At 50.5% G+C, this 20,491-nt stretch carries 16 protein-coding genes; 12 read left to right on the forward strand and 4 right to left on the reverse strand.

Going from position 1 to position 20,491, the window contains the following annotated elements:
* Nucleotides 1-112: 112 nt before the first annotated feature.
* The 4 genes from C0068_RS03050 to C0068_RS03065 are packed head-to-tail and all read left to right on the forward strand — an operon-like array spanning nucleotide 113 to nucleotide 5,186.
* Nucleotides 113-1,186, forward strand: a complete 1,074-nt coding sequence (locus C0068_RS03050) for a Fic family protein (protein WP_103683019.1) — start codon at nucleotides 113-115, stop codon at nucleotides 1,184-1,186.
* Between the two features lie 10 nt (nucleotides 1,187-1,196).
* Nucleotides 1,197-2,846, forward strand: coding sequence for a class I SAM-dependent DNA methyltransferase (locus tag C0068_RS03055; RefSeq protein WP_103683020.1), 1,650 nt, complete (start codon nucleotides 1,197-1,199; stop codon nucleotides 2,844-2,846).
* Nucleotides 2,846-4,300: a restriction endonuclease subunit S gene (locus tag C0068_RS03060; RefSeq protein WP_103683021.1), complete on the forward strand. Its 1,455-nt coding sequence runs from the start codon at nucleotides 2,846-2,848 to the stop codon at nucleotides 4,298-4,300. The genes C0068_RS03055 and C0068_RS03060 overlap by 1 nt, the downstream gene beginning before the upstream one ends.
* A complete protein-coding gene (locus C0068_RS03065; RefSeq protein ID WP_103683022.1) occupies nucleotides 4,293-5,186 on the forward strand; it encodes a DUF3800 domain-containing protein in 894 nt (297 codons plus the stop codon). Before C0068_RS03060 ends, C0068_RS03065 begins: the two co-directional genes overlap by 8 nt.
* A 386-nt stretch (nucleotides 5,187-5,572) precedes the next feature.
* Here C0068_RS03065 and C0068_RS03070 read toward each other — a convergent pair whose 3' ends face one another.
* A complete protein-coding gene (locus C0068_RS03070; protein ID WP_103683023.1) occupies nucleotides 5,573-6,547 on the reverse strand; it encodes a zinc-dependent alcohol dehydrogenase family protein in 975 nt (324 codons plus the stop codon).
* 241 nt (nucleotides 6,548-6,788) lie between these two features.
* On the opposite strand from C0068_RS03070, the gene C0068_RS03075 reads away from it, so the two are divergent.
* The 4 genes from C0068_RS03075 (at nucleotide 6,789) to C0068_RS03090 (ending at nucleotide 11,558) form a co-directional block, all read left to right on the forward strand.
* A complete protein-coding gene (locus tag C0068_RS03075) occupies nucleotides 6,789-7,250 on the forward strand; it encodes a MarR family winged helix-turn-helix transcriptional regulator (protein WP_103683024.1) in 462 nt (153 codons plus the stop codon).
* Nucleotides 7,251-7,530: 280 nt separating this feature from the next.
* Complete coding sequence (locus tag C0068_RS03080) at nucleotides 7,531-9,747, forward strand: peptidase M19 (protein ID WP_103683025.1); 2,217 nt, start codon at nucleotides 7,531-7,533, stop codon at nucleotides 9,745-9,747.
* A gap of 3 nt (nucleotides 9,748-9,750) precedes the next feature.
* Nucleotides 9,751-10,113, forward strand: a complete 363-nt coding sequence (locus tag C0068_RS03085; protein ID WP_103683026.1) for a hypothetical protein — start codon at nucleotides 9,751-9,753, stop codon at nucleotides 10,111-10,113.
* 344 nt (nucleotides 10,114-10,457) lie between these two features.
* Entirely contained in the window at nucleotides 10,458-11,558 is a 1,101-nt protein-coding gene (locus C0068_RS03090; protein WP_146047830.1) for a hypothetical protein, read from the forward strand.
* 3 nt (nucleotides 11,559-11,561) lie between these two features.
* Here the strand turns inward: C0068_RS03090 and C0068_RS03095 are convergent, their stop codons facing one another.
* Nucleotides 11,562-12,020: a hotdog fold domain-containing protein gene (locus C0068_RS03095; protein ID WP_103683141.1), complete on the reverse strand. Its 459-nt coding sequence runs from the start codon at nucleotides 12,018-12,020 to the stop codon at nucleotides 11,562-11,564.
* 200 nt (nucleotides 12,021-12,220) lie between these two features.
* Here C0068_RS03095 and C0068_RS03100 point away from each other — a divergent pair, with 200 nt between their 5' ends.
* The 4 genes from C0068_RS03100 (at nucleotide 12,221) to C0068_RS03115 (ending at nucleotide 18,178) form a co-directional block, all read left to right on the forward strand.
* Nucleotides 12,221-13,717 (forward strand): DUF4856 domain-containing protein, encoded by a 1,497-nt coding sequence (locus tag C0068_RS03100; RefSeq protein WP_103683028.1) that lies wholly within the window; start codon nucleotides 12,221-12,223, stop codon nucleotides 13,715-13,717.
* Between the two features lie 78 nt (nucleotides 13,718-13,795).
* A complete protein-coding gene (locus tag C0068_RS03105) occupies nucleotides 13,796-15,031 on the forward strand; it encodes an imelysin family protein (protein ID WP_103683029.1) in 1,236 nt (411 codons plus the stop codon).
* A gap of 21 nt (nucleotides 15,032-15,052) precedes the next feature.
* Nucleotides 15,053-17,218 (forward strand): TonB-dependent receptor family protein, encoded by a 2,166-nt coding sequence (locus tag C0068_RS03110; RefSeq protein WP_103683030.1) that lies wholly within the window; start codon nucleotides 15,053-15,055, stop codon nucleotides 17,216-17,218.
* Nucleotides 17,219-17,275: 57 nt separating this feature from the next.
* Nucleotides 17,276-18,178: a sterol desaturase family protein gene (locus C0068_RS03115; RefSeq protein WP_233208716.1), complete on the forward strand. Its 903-nt coding sequence runs from the start codon at nucleotides 17,276-17,278 to the stop codon at nucleotides 18,176-18,178.
* A gap of 34 nt (nucleotides 18,179-18,212) precedes the next feature.
* Here C0068_RS03115 and grxD read toward each other — a convergent pair whose 3' ends face one another.
* Together grxD and C0068_RS03125 are read right to left on the reverse strand one after the other, a co-directional pair.
* Entirely contained in the window at nucleotides 18,213-18,542 is a 330-nt protein-coding gene (grxD, locus tag C0068_RS03120; RefSeq protein WP_103683032.1) for a Grx4 family monothiol glutaredoxin, read from the reverse strand.
* A 345-nt stretch (nucleotides 18,543-18,887) separates the two neighbouring features.
* On the reverse strand, nucleotides 18,888-20,426 hold the full coding sequence (locus C0068_RS03125; protein WP_199176097.1) for a hydantoinase B/oxoprolinase family protein: 1,539 nt from the start codon (nucleotides 20,424-20,426) through the stop codon (nucleotides 18,888-18,890).
* Nucleotides 20,427-20,491 lie beyond the last annotated feature (65 nt).

A 20,491-nucleotide genomic window follows, 5' to 3' on the forward strand; every position in this document is an offset into this window, starting at 1 on the left:
GCAATTTTTTAAGCATGACATGAAAACATGCATAAATTTTTGCATTTTCTATACACGTCACGATCGATATGTATAAACTATCCAAAATTCTATACATATAAAATGACTGCCAATGACAACGCTAATTGCCCCGCTACCCTTTCCTGACATGCCGCAGCTGGAAACCCGCAACGTGCTTAAAAAATGTGCGGAAGCCCATCGCTACCTCGCGGAACTTAAAGGTGTTGCGGCAAGCATCCACAACGAAGCCATTCTTATTAATACCCTCACCCTTCAAGAGGCAAAGGACAGCTCCGCAATAGAAAACATTGTCACCACCCAAGACGAGCTCTTCAAAGCGACACTCTTTAATGAGGGCACCACCAACCCCGCCGCTAAAGAAGTCCAAGACTACGCTATCGCGCTACGGGCAGGATTTAGCAGTATTCGCGGCAAAGGCATTATCCGACTGGCCGACGTATTAGACACTCAAGAAATTATCGAGAAGAACCGCGCCGGACTTAGACGCCTACCGGGCACTGTTCTCAAAAATGCCCTCACTGGCGAGGTCGTCTACACACCACCACAAGACCCTAACGACGTCGAAAGGCTAGTGAGCAATCTGCTCGACTACATTAACGATGACCAGCTCTGCGATGCCGACCCGCTAATTAAAATGGCCATCATTCACCACCAGTTTGAGAGCATTCACCCCTTTTACGACGGCAATGGCCGAACTGGCCGCATCATCAATATTCTCTACCTCGTGGCCAAGGGGCTGTTAGACCTGCCGGTGTTGTACTTGAGCCGCTACATGATTCAAGACAAAAGTGCCTATTACCGTGAACTGCAAGCCGTGCGCGACGACAACAATTGGGAGCCGTGGCTACTCTACATGCTAGAAGGCGTGTCACAAACCGCCCAAACCACCATTCGCCTGGTGAACGAAATCAAGCAACTAATGGCACAGTTCAAAAACACAATACGCACAGAACTGCCTAAAATTTACCGCCAAGAACTACTAAACAACTTATTCAATCACCCCTATACCAAAATCGAATTTATGATGGACGACCTGCAAATCACCAGACTCACGGCAAGCAAATACCTAGAACAACTCGTGGAACTTGGCCTACTTCGCAAAGAAAAAATTGGCCGCAGCAATTACTACATTAACCATGCACTGGTTTCACTGTTTCTCAATTAAGGCCTAATAAATGACCAACAACGACATTGTTCAAAAACTCTGGAATCTCTGCGACGTACTCCGCGACGACGGCATTAACTACAGCGACTACGTCACCGAGCTGGTGATGCTGCTGTTTATGAAAATGGTGCACGAGAACACCGAGTCAGACCTCCTCAAAACCCACATTCTGCCCGAGGGTTGCCGCTGGACCGACCTCAGCAGCAAGTCGGGTTTAAATTTACTCGACGACTACAAACGCATACTGCTGGCGCTGTCTTCCGGCAAAGACGCAAACGGCAAGCAAGTCCACAACGACCTCTTAATTTCTGCCGTGTATGCCGACGCCCAAACTCGGCTGCGCGAACCTCGTCACCTAGAGCAGCTGGTAAAAGCCCTCGACCAAATCGACTGGTATAGCGCCCAGCAAGATGGCTTGGGGGATTTATACGAAGGCCTGCTCGAAAAAAACGCCAGCGAAACCAAATCTGGCGCAGGGCAATACTTCACCCCTCGCGCGCTCATCAATAGCATGGTGCGCTGCATTCAGCCCCAAGCCGGTGAAACCGTGCAAGACCCCGCGGCGGGCACCGCCGGTTTTTTGATTGCCGCCGACGCCTATATTAAACAGCACACCGACGACCTATTTGACCTGCCAGCAAAAGATCAAAAATTTCAACGCAACAACGCCTTTCTCGGTGTAGAACTAGTGCCCAGCACCCGCCGCATGGCCTTAATGAACTGCCTGCTGCACGGTATGGAAGGCGACGACGAAGGCGTGGTTCACCTTGGCAACGCGCTGGGCATGGTCGGCGCCAATCTCGCCAAGGCCGACATAATATTAGCCAACCCGCCCTTTGGCACATCCAAAGGCGGCGATGCCAGCATCACCCGCGACGACCTCACTTATAAAACCAGCAACAAGCAGCTGGCCTTCTTGCAACACATTTACCGCAATCTTAAACCCGGTGGCCGCGCCGCCGTGGTCTTGCCAGACAATGTTTTATTTGAAGCCGGCGTGGGCAACGAGGTGCGCCGCGACCTAATGAACAAGTGCAATCTGCACACCATACTGCGCCTACCCACTGGCATTTTTTACGCCCAAGGCGTTAAAACCAATGTACTGTTTTTTACCAAAGGCCACCCTAAAGACAAACTCCAAGACGAAAACTGCACCGCCAATGTATGGGTTTACGACCTGCGCACCAATATGCCCAGCTTTGGCAAACGCACGCCCTTTACCGAAGAACATCTAAAACCCTTTGAAGACTGCTACTTTGCTAAGAACAAGAAGGCGACCGCCAAGGATGGCGGAAGTGTCGAAAATGCAGGAGCAATTTTCGACCGAATGGAAGGAGATTATAGTTTCAACGCCAAAGAAGCCGACACTACCGAAGAGGCTGGCAGTAACGACGACCTAGCCAAAAGCCGCTGGCGGGTATTCAGCCGCGACTGGATACGCGACAGCAAAGGCGACTCACTCGACATAAGCTGGCTAAAAGACAAAGACAGCGTCGATGCCGCCAATCTGCCAGAACCAGAAGTGCTGGCCGCAGAGGCCATGTCAGAACTCACCGAAGCACTGCGCGAAATGGATGGCTTGATGCAGGCCTTGGGCGCTGGGGACGAGGCCGCGGTGCAAAGAATGCTAGTTCATGAAATTCTATGTGAGTCTAAGTAATGGTCGAAGACACTAAAAATATATGGCCTAAAGCTAACTTGCTTGATGTTTGTGATGTAAAAACTGGGAAAGTTGACGCTAATCATGCGACTGAAGATGGTGAGTATACATTCTTCACTTGCGCCCTTGAACCTTTCAAATCGAACACATTTAGCTTTGATGGCGAATTAATTATTCTTCCGGGCAATGGCGCAAATGTTGGACATGTCAGGTTCTATAAAGGAAAAATAGAGGCATACCAAAGAACTTATATTCTGCACCACATCCATATTATCCCAAAGTATTTGTATTACAACTTACTTAAAAATTGGCGAAGAATTAACGTCGAGAAGCAATTTGGATCTGCTACAAACTACATAAAAATGGGGAATTTTGAAAGCTATAGCCTATCACTTCCCCCCCTAGCCGAACAAAAAGTCATCGCCGACAAACTCGACGAACTACTGGCGCAGGTCGACACACTAAAAGCCCGACTCGACGCCATCCCCGCCATTCTCAAACGCTTCCGCCAATCCGTACTCGCTGCGGCAGTAAGTGGGAAATTGACGGAGGATTGGCGGAGCAACAACTCTTTATCCAATACCAAGGAGCTAATAGAAAATTTAGGGAACGAGCGAAGGAAAGTCTTAGAACAAGAAATTACACAAGGGAATAAAGAGACTGCTAGGCTTTTAAAGAAAATTCAATCTCACGCACCAAAGTTTCCAAACGAAACCCTACCCACAAGTTGGGAATGGACAACTTTCATGCAAGCTATGGAAAGAGTGGTTGACTGTCACAACAAAACTGCTCCATACATCAACGATGGAATTCCTTTAATAAGAACAACTGACATTCGAGATGGAAAAATTTCCCTCGACGGCGCGAGGTACATTTCTCAAGAAACTTATGACTACTGGTCTCGAAGGTGCCCCCCTAAACAAGGCGATATAATTTTCACTAGAGAAGCTCCAATGGGCGAAGCTGGTATCGTCCCAAAGGGAGTAACCCTTTGTATGGGCCAAAGAATGATGCTTCTACGCCCAATGCCCGCATTCATAAATGCGGAGTACGTATTACTTAATATCCAGTCATTGCAATTTCAGCAACGAATGTCCAGACAAGCTATTGGTACAGGTGTAAAGCATTTAAGAGTGGCAGACGTTGAAGCGCTGCCATTCCCTTTACCACCAAAAGCCGAACAAACCGAAATAGTCCGCCGCGTAGAACAACTCCTCACCTACGCCGACCAAGTCGAGCAGCAAGTCAAAAACGCCCAAGCCCGCGTTAACCAGCTCACCCAGTCCATACTCGCCAAAGCATTCAGAGGCGAGCTCACCGAGCAATGGCGCCAAGACAATCCCGAACTCATCAGCGGCGACAATAGCGCCGCCGCCCTACTGCAACACATCAAGGCCGAGCGGTCTGCGGCCAAACCGGCCAAGAAAACCAAAGGCAGGAAGAGCGATGCCTGATAACGACGAGCAGCAATTACCCCTCTTTGATCTGGAACTTAGCCCAAGCGAAAGGCAGCCTGCTGCAGCGAGTATTGCCGACCACAGAGACGCGGCCCCATCAACGGAGTCGCGTTACAGCAAGTACATTGTGTTTGTTGACGAAAGCGGCGATCACGGAATGCAGACGATCGATCCTAATTACCCGCTATTCGTCTTGGCTCTGTGTGTTTTTCATAAACGGCACTACAGCGAGAAAGTCGTTTCAGCCTTAGAAAAATTCAAGTTCAATCACTTCGGCCATGATCAAGTGGTGCTTCACGAAAACGAGATCAGAAAGGAAAAAGGAGAGTTCAACATCTTCCGCAGTAGGGAAGAAAAATTTGCGTTTATGGATGAACTCACCCAAATCATTGAGCGCAGCAATTTCATTCTAATCAGCTGCGTCATCGATAAGCGCCAACTAAAGGGCAACATCGATACTAACGCCAACCCCTACCATATTGCGCTCGGCTTTTGCTTAGAGACGCTTTTTGAGTTTTTGCAGGAAAAAGGCCAAGAGGAAAAGCAAACTCATGTGGTGGTTGAGTGTCGCGGTCGGAAAGAAGATAACGAATTAGAGCTGGAGTTTCGCCGTATTTGTGACGGCGCCAATAGACTTTCGCAGCAACTACCCTTTGACGTTCGGTTCTCAGATAAAAAAGCCATGTCGTCCGGCTTGCAGTTAGCTGACCTCGTTGCCCGACCAATAGGACTGAGCGTTTTCAAACCCGCACAAGAAAACCGAGCATTTGACGTACTAAAACGGAAATTTTACTGCGCAGGAGGTCGAGACGCTGTCGGAAATGACTTTGAAGGCTATGGCTTGAAGATTTTCCCAAGCCCAGAAAGCGAAAAGCCCCGATGATACTCACCGAGGCTGCGACGCCGACCAGGAACCCCCAATCCACTTGCGTAAATTATAGGCCACCCCCGCCAACCAGATCAACCTCCCCACCTTCATCTTGACGAACAATCGCCTCAGTCTCGCGGGACTGGGGGCACTTATGGGGGCACAAACAAAAAACCAAAATAAATCTTACTTACTTATCAATAAGATAGGCCACCTATTAGAGTGACGCCGACCCACCAAGTATCAAACCTCAACTCGAAAGAGTTGGGGTTTTTTATTGCCTGCTTAATGGAGCCCCGTGAATCTGCCTCAATTTCTATATATAAGCCAGTACGATAATCGCATAAAAAAGGCGAGCCATTCACTGCTCGCCTTTCCAACTCCCATTTTTTAAATCGAAATTAACCTACAATTAATATCTTACCGTCTCGACCACCTTCGGCCGCCGCCGCTACTGCTTGTTTAATTTCGCTCACGGGATATTCGGCGTGGATTTTTGTCTTTAATTTACCTTCAATAATGTATTTGGTGATTTGGCCGAATAGCGCCATTTGCTTTTCAGGCGTGGCGGTGCGGAACCAGCGGGCCAGCCAGAAGCCTTTGAGGGTGACATCTCGAAACACTAGGGATTTTGCTGATAACTGACACGACTCGCCGCTCATCAATCCGTAGTTGACCAAGGTACCACCGGTGGCAAGGCAGGCGCCCACGCTATCGGTAGCGGCGCCACCTATGGCATCAATCGCCAGCTTAGGCAGATTGTCGCTGCATATTTTGGCAACGTCTTTGGCGAGTGCGGGGCCATCTACCAATACCACATCACCGCCTAGGGCTTTCACGCCTTCAACGGCAGATTCACGGCGAACCACGTTGATCGTTTTCAGGCCCTTAATTTTTGCCAATTGAATCAGGTAGCTGCCTACGCCAGAGTTGGCCGCATTTTGTATTACCCAGTCACCCGGTTTTAAATCAACAAATTCTTCCAACATTAGTAGTGCTGTTGGCGGGTTAATGGTCATCATGGCCAGCTGTTTAGCGTCGGCTTCATTGGGCACAGGAATCAGCTGCGCTGTTTTGCATACCATGTGGGTAGCCCAGCTACCAATACCAACTGGCAACATTACCGTTTGACCAATCGCAGGCCCCTTGCCCCCAAGCTTAACTATCTTACCCACACCTTCGTTGCCACCAATTGCGGGCAACGGCGGCAATATGCCGTACTCACCGGTTAGGGTGAGGACGTCTGAGGGATTTATTGGCGAGGCGATTAACTCTACCAGCGCCTCATCTTCGGCAAGCTCGGCAATATCAAACTCGACGGCGCAAATCGAGTTCTGCGGAATGGGTCCGCGCTCGGTGTACTGTGCTTTTAACATAATGACTCCTTCGCATTTTGCCGGCCGCATTAGTGCAAGCAGCAGGACGATAAACTACTATTTCGCGTCCATCGCCGCTCACCACCGGCAGTAACAATGCCGCTGATAAGCTCCGCGATGGTTCTCACAGATCTTTTCACACTCAATATTAAAACGCGCAAATTTACTTTGCGCGCAAAATAATGGCAGCTCATTCTTGACCCGTCAATGATTTGCGCGCAAAATATTTTCTTCTCGGAGAATGACATTGACTGACATCCCAGCCCTCAAGCTCAAAAATCAAGTTTGCCACTCACTCTATTCGGCAACTAATGCGCTCATTAGAGCCTATCGCCCGATACTAGATCAGCTCGGCCTCACCTATGCTCAATACTTAGTCATGCTGGCCTTATGGGATGAGGACGGCGTAATGATCAAAAGCCTTGTCGAGCGAACGCGCTTTGACGCAGGAACATTGACGCCTATATTGAAACGCCTAGAAAGCAAACAGCTACTGACTATCGTTAAATCGAGTAATGACTCTCGGCAAAAACTGGTTGTGCTGACCGCCGCCGGAAAACATCTAGCAGACCGCGCCAAGAAAATCCCCGACAATATCAAAGGCCAAATTAATATGCCTGCACAAGATGTGCAGCAACTCAAGGCGCTCGCCGAACAGCTATACACCCTGATCAATACCAACATAGCAGCCGACACAGAATAAGCCCGCCCCATATAGACCGATGCTCTCGTTCACCAAGCCACCACAGCTAGGGCTTTTGCTTCAGAACCAAACTCCCGCCGAGCCCTGAAAGCTACCCACCTTCAAGAAAAGTTATAGAACTATTACCATACCGTTACAAATAGCGACTTTTGTGCAGTAGCGTGATAGCTTACGAGTTGCTATTAAGCACGCTGTCAGCGCGACCGATTCAATAAAAAATACGCGATAGCTCCCCAACAAAACGATAAAAAGCACCACCAAACAGCCAGCAGGTTCAAGAATGAAAATACGATTACTCGCTCTAATGTTATGCTCGTCAACGCTTATATCCTGCGGCGGTTCTAGCTCATCTAACTCCGGCGGCAGCCAAGGTGGCAACAATCCGCCACCCGCCACAGAAACCCCTGTTACCCGCTACGACATGGCCAACGGCTGCTACGCTATTCAGTCGACACAAACTGAGAAATACGTCGCCGCTAGTGACGGTATTTACAATAGCAATGCGGAATCCATTGGCGCTGGCGATGCCTTTTTCATGCAGCCCGCCAATTTAGGCAAATACCTGTTTTATACCGAAGACCGTAAATTACTCACCCCTGCCGGTGGCTCGGTCAATACCCAAGACGTCGCAACTGACGCTGCAATTTGGACAATTGATATTGCATCGGGGAGCGACAGCTTCACCATAGTGTCCGACAGCACCTCGCAAGCTCTGCAGGTAAATGAGAACGGCGCGCTAATTACTGCAGAAAATGCCGACGGACCCGCCGCACAATTCAAATTTGCACCAAGTAGCGGTTGCAGCAGCTATCCCGAAATGCCCACCGCAGTGAGCGGAAATACATTTAAAGGCAATGGTGTTGATAAGCCACTCATCGGTTTTGCGGACATCCACACCCACATGGGTATGTCTAGCGAGATGTCTTATGCGGGCGATGTCGGCCCCTCAGCCGGTGGCGTACTCTACGGCGAAGTCATTCATCGCTTTGGGGTGGATCACGCCTTAGAAAACTGCGAGAACATTCACGGCCCCAACGGCATTCGCGATGGGAACAACGTGCTTAACATGACGCCAACCGAAACCCATAACACCGAAGGTTGGCCGACCTTTGTCGATTGGCCGCGCCGCGACTATTTGACCCACCAAGTAATGTATTACAAGTGGGTAGAGCGCGCCTACCTATCTGGCCTGCGCCTAATGGTAAACCACGGCACCAATATCGCCGCCCTGTGTAATGTCGGCAAAGTGCTGGCAACCAATCCGCAAGCTGACTGCAACGACATGAGCGTAGCGGTGAAACAGTTAGAATATTTATATGACGTACAAGACTACATCGACGCGCAATCCGGCGGCCCCGGCAAAGGCTGGTATCGCATTGTTAAAAGCCCTCAGGAAGCACGGCAAGTCATTAACGATGGCAAAATGGCGGTGGTACTTGGTGTAGAGGTTGCCCAAGTATTTGACTGCGGTGTCACCATGTTGCCCGGTGGTATGGAGCAGCGCAAATGTGATCAAGCACAAATAGACAGTGAAATTCAGCGCCTATGGGATCTTGGTGTACGCCACGTTTACCCCTTCCACGACATCGACAGTTCACTAGGCGGCGCGGGCATCTTTAGCGGCGATGTCATAAATGTTCTCAATTTCCTCGACACCGGCGCGTTTTGGAAAACCACTGAGTGCCGCGACTACCCAGTAGACGAGCCTTCGGTTCGCACCCCCGGTACGGAAATGACCACAGCCATCCCCGGCAGCGGCAACGACCCACTCACTCAGCTATTGTTTGAAGCCACCGGCGGCATCACGCCACTCTACCCACCAGGCAAACGCTGCAATGCCCGCACCGTTACCGACCTTGGTGAATACGCACTGCACGCGCTAATGCAACGCGGCATGGTGATCGACATAGACCACGCCGCCTACCACAGCAAGGACATCATGCTGGATATTGCCGACCAGCAAACCCCTGCCTACCCGCTGTCATCCGGCCATGATGCCCACGGCGGCCTAACCAGCGACCAAGTTGTGCGCATGCTCAAAAACGGCGGCGTCATCTACCCCTATAAAGGTACAGGCGTAAAACACACCGAGTTTTTAGAAAAATTAAAATTCTGGCGCAACAAAGCAGGCATTAGCGGCAACGATCAAATTCTAGGCTTGGGCTACGGCGCAGACGCCAATGGCTTCGGCGGCCACCCTGGGCCACGCGGCGGCGACTCAGAACCCGTCATTTACCCATTCACATTATTTAGCGGTGAGGATTGGGGATCGCAATTTACAGGATTCGACCCCGTTACCGTCGACATGCTATTAATTCCAGAAAGCGGCAAGTATTGGCATATTGACGAAACCGGTATGTCGCACTACGGTCTAGTTGCAGACTTCGTTGAAGAAGTAAGATTAGAGGGTGGCAAAGAAGCCCTAGACGCTCTGTATAATTCCGCCGAAGCCTATGTACAAATGTGGGAGCGCGCCTACAACCGCAACGGAAACTAAGTAATGCGTCAAAAACTATTGTTTTTAATATGTGCTACAGCGGTGCTTGCCAGCTTGTGGCTGGTGATGAAACCCGCCCCAGCAGTGCACGACACTAGCGAAACACAGGCTTTTTACTTTGCCCTGCTTGACGGCAGCATTCCCGAGCCAATGGTGATTCAGCTCAAGCTTGGCGACACCGCCAAGCTGAGTTTCGTCAGCGACAAAGACGCCGCCGTGCATATACACGGCGTCGAAATGCATATCGTAATAGAGGCCGGCATTAAAAAAGATGTCGAGTTTGTTGCGACGCAAACGGGACGATTCGCCATGGAAGTCCACGTCAGCGAAATACAACTTGGCACTATTGAAGTCTATCCACGCTAATGCGCGGCAAACTTCTACTCCTCGTGGCCATAGCCGGCCAACTTCCTCAAATCAGCTTTGCACACTCCTTTGGCGAACCTTACAAATTACCCATTCCCTACTGGATGTACATCTATGGGGCAATGGCAGCACTCGTGCTGTCATTTTTAATTCTAGGCTATTTTTATAGCGCCGAGGAGGCCAGTCGACCGCCAAGGAAATTTACGCTCGGCGGAAAAAAACTAAACATTTTTGTTAAAAAATTCCACATCGTTACACTATTCAAATTAATCATATTGTTCTGTTTTGGCCTCGCCATTTTAAGCGGCCTTATTGGTAATCAAGACAGCTATAGAAATTTCAATATGACTTTTTTTTGGATTAGCTTTGCCCTCGGCGCCAACTACCTGAGTTTTGTTTTTGGGAATTGGTACCACTTTTTAAATCCGTGGAAATGTATAAGCGCGCGCTTCGCTAATTTCAACGCCGGCCGCCACAACTACCCCAGCGCGCTTGCTTATTGGCCCGCCGTTATTCTGTATATGGCGTTTATTTGCCTGGAGTTATTTGGTAATACTCAACCGTTTTCGCTGTCACTTATTTTAATTGGCTATACCGCTATCAATCTAATCGCCGTGTATTTGGTGGGTGCTGCAGCATGGTTCCGCTATGGCGAATTATTCTCTGTTATGTTTAGGCTGATCGCTAAAATGTCGCCGGTTGACTATCAAAGAGATAAGACCGGCAATTGGCATATCTCACTGCGCGCCCCTTTTAGCGGACTAATTCATGAACGCATTGAACACCGCAGCTTACTTGTTTTTATATTATTCATGCTGTCATCCACCGCTTATGACGGCCTGCGCGAAACGCGCCTATGGTTTAATATTTTTTGGCAGGACCCGCTCCAAATATTAGAGGCCATACTCGGCAAACATCCACTACATGCGTATATAACATTGCGACCGTGGTACATCGGCTTCGAAACTCTGTGCCTGCTAATCTCGCCCTTCATTTATTTGGGATTATTTTTATTTTTTTTATGGCTAGGCAAAGCCCTCACCCGAAGCACTTTGAGCGTCACTGAATTATCGCTGCGCTTTGGCTACAGCTTGCTACCCATCGCCTTGGTATACCACATCACCCATTACTACACGCTGGTTCTTAGCCAGGGAATAAAATTACGCGGATTATTTTCCGACCCCTTCGGCTGGGGCTGGAACATTTTTGGTAACGCCATCAGTGGCAGGCTGCCCATCCTTCCCGACATGGGATTTATCTGGAATAGCCAAGTGTGGCTAATTTTAATTGGTCACGTCGCCAGTGTTTATTTAGCCCACGCAGAAGCCCTTCGCAGCTTTGTTAATCCTAGGCAGGCAAGCGTCAGCCAAGTACCCATGCTGCTACTCATGGTGATTTTTACTGGCGTTGGACTTTGGATACTCGCCCAACCCCTGCAGGGTTAAGGTTTATTTCTTTGGCGATATATGCATTGCTATCTCAGCGTCAAAGACAACTGTGCCGACCTCGTTTTTAACTTCAACAATCACCGGCACAACACCTTTTTCACCCACAACAATATCACGCATTTTCGCGTAACCGCGCAATACACCTTTTGCTGGCCCCAAGTATCGCACCGTCATCCCCGCGGGAATCCAACGCATGCCGTCTGGCATTGAGGCCTCGCTGACCACCCCCGCGCAAAACTCCGCCAAGTTACACATTGCAATCGCGTGCACGCTGCCAATATGGTTATGCACAGCTCGGCGGTCTTTTATTTTTGCCACCGCCCAGCCAGTGTCGAGCTCTTCCAAGACAGGCTGGATACTGGCGAAATATGGTGCTCTGTGACAAACAACCCGAGAGAATACTGTTTTCCCTAAGGGATACGCTGCCGCCCGCTGCCACATCTTCAAAACTGGATTCATATCATCACCCTGCGAGATCAAAAGAAGTAAGTCTAAGCCACCACCAATGCCCTCACATTGGCTCAAAACCCCAATAAACTCGCCATCTGGGTCAGTAAGCAATCAGAAGTAGCAAAACGAACACTATTGATAACTATTCTTATTTTTGTTTAACTTAGCCCCATTTTAGGATAGACGACGTAATTCACATAGGACGCATAATGCAAAACATTCCCGCCTCATTTGTAAAAGCAACGCTTCCAGCTCTCATCGTTTTAGTTTCTGCCTGTGGTGGCGGTGGTGGCGGTGGTGGCGGTGGTTCAGCCAATAATGGCGACGACAACGCCGCTGCGCCAAGCACTTACACTTTTGAAAGCCAAATTACCGCTGGAGAAAGCTCTGTCAACTACGGCGGCCAAACCGCTCGTCATATTTTGATTGAAGACCTCGTTATCGCATTACAAGGCTTATCTGAACAACCCGGCGGCACTGCCAGCACTATCGAAACTGACTTAACGTTTTACGTCAGCGGCGATGCCGACAACGTCAATTACAGCTACAGCCTAGATGGCGAAACCCTTGTTCCAGGCCCGACCTTTGGCGATATCTCTACCGGTAAAAACCTGTCTGATAAGATCGCTGGTGGTAACGGCGTTGGCGGTGGTGAAACGGGCAAGCTAATTGGCGGTGAATTTTTCGGCTGGTCTGAGCTGTCATCCCCATCACTCCCCATCGACTTGGTTGAGCTGTTTATAGAGCGCATTGCCGCTGAAGCGGTAGACGGTATTGACCCTTCTGTTATTACAAGCGGCGGTGCCTCAGCCAATATCGGTTCCGTTACAGTTGACGCTTTTGGCCGAGACTACCGCCAACTAGTCCAAAAATTTCTGCTAGGGGCCGTTACTTTCTCCCAAGGTACTAACGACTACCTGCAAACGGATTTCAGCGACGACACCAATCACGACCAAGACGGCGATGCACCTTATTCCTTTGCCGAGCACAAGTGGGATGAAGCATTTGGTTATTTCGGCGCAGCTCGTGATTACAACGACTATAGCGATGCAGAAATAGCGGGCACTGACTTCTACAAAGACAGCAATAACGATGGTGATATTGATCTGCGCAGCGAAGTCAATTTTGGCAACGCCACAAATTGCGCCAAGCGCGACGCGGGCAGCACTACCAACACCGACTTTAGCAAAACAACCTTCGATGCCTTTTTAGCTGGGCGCTTTTTGATTAGCCAAGCCGCAGCCAACGGCAGCTTGAGCGCAACTGAACTAGCCGAACTAAATGGACATATTGAGGTTGCAGCAAAAACTTGGGAAAAATGTATTGCCGCGACAGTTGTTCACTACATCAATGACGTAGTGGGTGATATGGGCAACTTCAACAACGGCGAATTCGCCGACGTTAACAACTTCCTTGACCTGGCCAAACACTGGGCCGAGATGAAAGGCTTTGCGCTAGGCTTGCAGTTCAGCCCTAACTCGCCTTTCCGCGACGGCAGCGTAACTGGTATAGATCTTGACGATCTAAAAGATCTGCTCGACACCATGGGTGTAGCGCCCGTACTGGCAGACGGTTCACAAGCCGGCACGGCACCAAGTGGCACTGCACAAGAAGCTATCGACGCCTATATCGCCGATCTGCTAGCAGTACGTGCGACGTTGCAAACGGCTTACGGTTTTGACAGCCAAGATGTAGAAAACTGGTAAGATACATCAACAAAAAAGTAGTACCACTCCCGTAAAAGGCGCATCACGCGCCTTTTTTACGTACGTAAGAGAAAGAGTATGAAGACCTTCGCTTTTGGCTTTGCCCTAGCTGCACTACTCCCCATTGCCGGTTGTGTCGACAATAGCGGTGGTAGCAACCGCGCCGTAACAGCGGACAATTTCGATTTTGTTGCCATGCTTGCCAACTACGCAGACAGCATAATTGTGCCAAATTATGAGAGCCTCGCTGACACAAGCAGCCTTCTTGCGGCTGAGAACGGTAGCATCGCCGCCTACTGCAGCGCGATCGGTAGCGACAATGAAGCCAGCGCCCGCGGTGCAGCCCAAGCCGCGTGGAAAACGACAATGGATGCTTGGCAAACGACCACCCTGCATGAACTTGGTCCGATTCAAGCAAACAACAATGCCCTGCGTAACCGCATATCTTCTTTTGCCAGAGGTAGCTCCCTGAGCACCTGCGGTGTCGATCAAGCGGTGGTGTTAGCCAATAGCAACCCCAACTTTAGTTTAAGCTCCCGCTCGGCCAACCAGCGCGGTTTAGGGGCAGTCGAATATCTTCTATTCAGCGACAATCTAGAGCACAGCTGCTCCAGCCAAATTACTGAAACCACGGATTGGAATACGCGCCCAGAAATTGAGCGCAAGCAATTGCGCTGTGCTTACGCTCAAACATTGGCTGGCGATATTAACGCTGCCGCGCAAAGAGTCGTTAAAGCGTGGTTAATCGACGCCGATAATTACCGCTCCGAATTCATAAACCCTTCCTCACTAGATACCAACCTCAAGGCCTTGTCTGACGCCTTGTTCTATCTAGACACCGAAACAAAAGACACCAAACTCGGCATTCCACTTGGCATCAATGCGACCTGCAGCCAACCCAGCTGCCCCGAGGTTATAGAGTCACCCTATGCCGAATACAGCCTCAATAACATCGCACAAAATCTGCGGTCTTTTTTAAACCTATTACAAGGCGGCAGCGGTTTAGGCTTTGACGACATTATTGCCCAAGCTGGGGTCGCAGAAGTCACCGAGCTGATGCGACAAAATACCGAAGCCGCCATTGGCGAAATAAATACCATGAGCACTAGTTTGCGCCAACAAGCAGAGGGCATTAGCAACGAGGAAGCCGCTCAAACCTGCCTTACCGCCGCCAACACTCCCGACAGCCAACGCAGCATCCCGGCCTGTAATTTATACGGCTACCTGCGCAGGGTAACCGACACACTAAAAGTGGGCTTTGTAGCTGCGGTAGATGTTGATCTACCTGATCGTGCCCAATCGGACAACGACTAGAATTAGGACATTAACTGCAAGATGAACACTCTACGCTACCCCATTATTTTTAGCGCACTGCTCACATCGACAGCTGTTCTAGCGGAACCCGCTAAAGCGCCAGAAGAGGTGCTGGTTACCGGCGGCCGCAATGCCATTCTAAGTCTTGGTGGCTCTGCCCAAATCATCGATGAGGCCATGCTGGAACAGTTTGACTTTTCAGACCTCAACCAAGTCATGTCTTCTTTGCCCGGCGTCTATATTCGAGAAGAAGACGGCTACGGCCTGCGACCCAATATCGGGATTCGCGGCGCCACCTCTGAGCGCAGCCAAAAGATCACCATTATGGAAGACGGTGTATTGATTACGCCTGCGCCCTACTCAGCGCCTGCAGCTTATTACATCCCCAACATCAGCAGGATGAGCGCCGTCGAACTTGTTAAAGGCCCCGCTGCCATTTTGCACGGCCCTCACACCGTGGGTGGCGCAATCAATTTTGCCTCGCGCCCCATTAGCGACGATCCGCTTCGCGAAATCGATATTAGCTACGGCAGCGACAACTACCAAAAACTGCAGTTTTTTAGCAGCGAGAAAATAGGCGAATACGGCTACGCCATTGACCTGCTGCGCTTTAGTGGTGACGGTTTTAAAGAACTCGACGGCGGCGGTGATACCGGTTTTGAACGCAACGACATCAACCTTAAATTTAGTTGGCAGCCCGAGATGCAGGGCGAACAAAGCCAAACCTTTACCCTCAAACTAGGCTATGCCGACGAAGATGCTGACGAAACGTATCTGGGCCTAACTGACTCGGACTTCAGTGCCGACCCAACACGCCGTTACGCCGCCAGTCAACTGGATCACTTCACCTCAGATCACAGCCAAGTCCACCTTGGCCACGTCTTCGATTTTAACGATTCCCTCAGTGTTCACAGCACTGCGTATTGGAACCAATTTAATCGTAGCTGGAACAAACTAGACGGCTTTATCGCCGGCATCGCCATTCGAGACGTACTCAACAACCCCGACATTTTCACCCGAGAAATTGGGATTATCCGTGGCGAGATCGACTCTAACGGCAGCGAGGCTGAAACCCTAGACGTGACGGAAAACGCTCGGGAATACGGTTCAATGGGTGTTCAAACAGCCGTCAAATTGCAATTGACGCAGGGCGATATCGAGCACGATATTGACGTGGGACTACGCCTACACCAAGACTACGTAGAGCGAGATCACAGCATTCAAGGTTACTTAATGACCAGCGGCCGGATGACAGCCGACGGCCAACAGCGCGGTGATAAATTACTAGACGAAGCGGAAACCGACGCCATCGCCGTCCATATCATGGACACCATTTCTTGGCGTGACTTTAAATTTACCGTGGGACTGCGCCACGAAAACATCAGTGGCGACGCCGACGACTTTCTCAACAATACCAGCAACAGTAAATCACAATCTGAAACGCTGCCGGGCATCGCTGTATTTTGGCAATACAGCGACACACTTGGCTTGCTGGCAGGGGTCAACCGTGGCTTTTCTCCCGCCTCGCCTTCGGCCGGCAGTGGCGTAGATCCAGAGCTGAGCACCAACTATGAATATGGCTTTCGTTACAATAGCCAAAACCTGAGCCTTGAAGCCATTGGCTTTTTTAGTGACTACGAAAACCTGCTTGGCCGCTGCCGAGTCAGCGACCCCAGCTGTACTCCAGGTGAGGAATTTAACGGCGGCGAAGCTGAAATCGCTGGGGTTGAAATTATTAGCCAATGGACAAAAGAGCTAAGCCAAACCCTTACCGGTGAGGTGTCGCTGAGCTACACCTATACTGAAACTGCTTTTCAAAGTGATTTCAGCAGCGGCTTCTCCCAGTGGGGCGATGTCGAATCAGGTGACGAACTACCTTATATTCCCGAGCAAATTGCTCGCCTGCAACTAGGTGCCAAAGCCACCCAATGGGAAGCATTTATTGCCTTGAGCTATCAAAGTGAAATGCGTGATCAGGCCGGCAAGCAAGCGATTAGTCAAGTTACGCACACCGATGCCTATTCAACGGTAGACGCCTCAGGAAGCTGGTTTATTAATACTCAATGGACGGTCCAGCTCAGTGTAGACAATCTGCTAGATGAAGAGGCCGTTGTATCTCTGCGTCCCTTTGGCGCTAGGCCCAACAAGCCTCGCACCTTTCGGTTGCGGGCAAAATACAGTTTTTAAACTCAGGCAATGGACAGTCTAGCGGGCTTACTTAATGCGCTCATGTCGCCACTTCTCATGCCGACCGATCCCGGTCGGCGCTTGTTTTGGCTGTTTATTCTTTCTGCCGTCATCCTCGCCTCTATCACTGTTAGCCTGCAGCAAAAACGCTTTGATCTAGCCGCACAATGCCGAGCACTACTAAACCCCCAATATTGGTTCAATCGCTCTACCGCGGTCGATTACAGCTTGCTGATTGGCAACAACGTACTGCGACTGCTGCTGCTAGTCCCGCTGCTGGGTGGGCATCTTGCAGGCACTATCGCCGTGGGCAGTTGGTTACAAGGAACGCTGGGCGACCCTCCGTCGCTGGCCCTGCCTTTAGCTGCTATTGCGATTAGCTACACCCTATTATTTTTTATTTTTGAAGATCTCAGCCGCTTCTCGCTGCACTTAGCCATGCATAAAATTCCATTGCTTTGGCGCTTTCACCGCACCCACCACAGCGCCACAACGCTCACCCCGCTGACCTTGTTTCGGGTTCATCCATTAGAAATGGCAATTTACTATCTACGTGGTTTGCTGGTGTTTAGCGTATTCAGCGGCGTGTTTGTATATCTGTTTCGAGGACAGGTTTCAGGCATCGACATACTTGGCGTAGACTGCCTTGGCTTTCTATTTAATGCGCTGGGCGCCAACCTTCGCCACTCGCCGGTGTTTCTGTCATTTGGCCGTGCAGAATCGCTCTTCATAAGCCCTGCACAACACCAGCTACATCACTCTTGCGCCGCTGAACACCGCGACATCAATTTTGGCACTTGCCTAGCGATATGGGACCGCATGCTAAAAAGCTGGCGCGCTTCAGGTAAAGCTCGGCCCATCGAATTTGGCCTTATCGACACATCAACAAGCGAGCACAACCCCGTCATTAGCCCAGACGAAGGCATAAAAAAACTCGGCACTAGGCCGAGTTTTAATTAAGAAACAACTAAGACAACGCCAAGGGCGAGCAGAATTACTCTGCGCTTTGCGCGGCTGCCGTCTCTTGTACCAATGTCTTTAATTCGCCGCTTTCGTGCATTTCGCAAATAATGTCACAGCCGCCAACTAATTCACCGGCAACCCACAATTGCGGAAATGTTGGCCAGTTAGCAAATTCTGGCATTTTTGCGCGAATATCTGGATTAGACAGAATATCCACAAACGCAAAACGCTCGCCACACTCCATTAATGCCTGTGACGCCCGCGCCGAAAAACCGCACTGGGGCTGATTAGGCGAGCCTTTCATATAAAGGATGATTGGGTTAGCTGAAATCTGCTGCTTAATTGCTTCAATAGTGTCCATGGACCACCTGCTTGTCGGATAACGGTGATAAGGCCTGATTCACGGGGCGCTTATCCGGAGATTGTTGGCGCTATTCTAGCAATATCAAGGGCAAAAGTAATGGCTCTGGTTGAAACCGTCGGAGGTCTGGCGTCGGATGTCGGACGTAAGGCTACCGTATACTAAGCCCGTGGATGCTAAATCACGTTTTGGTCTAGTGTTATGTAATCGTGCTGAGAACTTCTTTTGACCTTATCCTCAGTCGTCCGACATCCGACTAAGAGTCTTAAAAAAGCGTCCCTCTCCAGCGTTCCGCCGCACCAGCTACTATCGCCTCGTCCGACGTCAGACCTCCGACTTCCGACGTCACTTCCCCCAACCACCCCCGCCAGGGGTTTCTATCGTCAGTACGTCGCCCGCTGCTGCGCTCATGCTGATCTTGCCGGCCAAGGTTTGACCATTAAATAGGTTGCGACCTAGCTGTGCATTGCCGCCCCCCGCCAAGCCCCAGGGTGAGAGGGAGCGTCGTTCGGTCAGCAAGGTGAATTGCGTCGGTGAGAGAAACTCAAATTCACGAATAACACCTTCTCCACCAACAAATTGGCCTTCGCCGCCAGAATGGGTGCGCAATGCGTATCGACGCACCCGCAGCGGATAGTGCATTTCTAAACTTTCTACCGGCGTATTCAATGTATTAGTCATGTGGCTTTGCACGCCGCTCAAGCCTCGCCCCGCAGAGTGAGCCCCCATCCCGCCGGCGATGGTTTCGTAATAGTCCCAATGCGCACCAGCGCCACGGCCACCCATAGCAACATTATTCATGCTACCTTGGCTCGCGGCTGGAATAAGCTCCGGCGCAGCCTGTGCTAAGGCCCCCAATACCGCATCGGTAATTCTCATAGAGGTTTCAACATTTCCCGCCGCCACCGCGGCGGGCCGCTCTGCATTCAATAGACAGCCCTTCGGCGCAGTGATACTGATTGGCCGAAACAGCCCCGCACACACGGGCACCTCGCTGGGCATAAGGCAGCGAAAGACGTAGTACACCGCGGCGGCGGCAACCGAGAGCGGGCAGTTGATATTGCCCGCCACCTGCCGCGCGCTGCCATCAAAATCCACAGCCACATTGTCATCACCCAATTTAATACTGACCGCGATAGGCAACTCGCTGTTACCAAAGCCGTCGTCATCCATATAGTCGGTAAATTGGTAGCTGCCTTTCGGCAACTCCGCCAAGCGACGACGCGCAATACTTTCTGCATAGTCCTGCAATTGCGTCACCGCCGCACTAAACGGCACGGGCAAGGCCTCAAGCAGTTCAGCTAGACGATGCAAGCCACTGCGATTAGCACTGATCTGCGCAATAAAATCACCATGTTGCCCATCGCCAAACCACGCATCAAGTAAGCCTTTATCTAAATTGCCACCGCGAACCAATACCGTGGGGGGAATCACCACACCTTCTTCTGCAAGCGTTTTAGACAGCGGCATAGAGCCCGGCGTCGACCCTCCAATATCGGCGTGATGCGCGCGATTTACGACAAAAGCCAGCAGCGTACCGCGACGGTCAAAGTAAGGCGCTATAACGGTAACGTCGGGGAGGTGGGTGCCGCCAAGAAAAGGATCATTTACGACGACCATATCGCCAGCTCGCCACTCGCAAGCGCTAACGATATCTGCCATAGCGTAAGCCATGCTGCCAAGATGCACAGGAATATGCGCCGCTTGCGCACATAAATCGCCGCGGGCATCAAAAATGGCACAGGAGAAATCTAAGCGATCTTTTATATTTGGCGAGAAGGCCGCACGCTGCAATACGGCCCCCATTTCCTCGCACACTGACTCCAGACGACTCACAAAAAGACCGAGTTTAACGGGGTCGAGCGTAGAAGATTGCATCGCCATAGAAAATACCACGAAAAGAGAAAGACGCTATTATCGCCAATATCGGCGCGCTTACCAGCTCGACA

Origin of the sequence: Zhongshania marina, from assembly GCF_002915595.1 — a bacterium.
GTDB classification, from domain to species: domain Bacteria; phylum Pseudomonadota; class Gammaproteobacteria; order Pseudomonadales; family Spongiibacteraceae; genus Spongiibacter; species Spongiibacter marinus_B.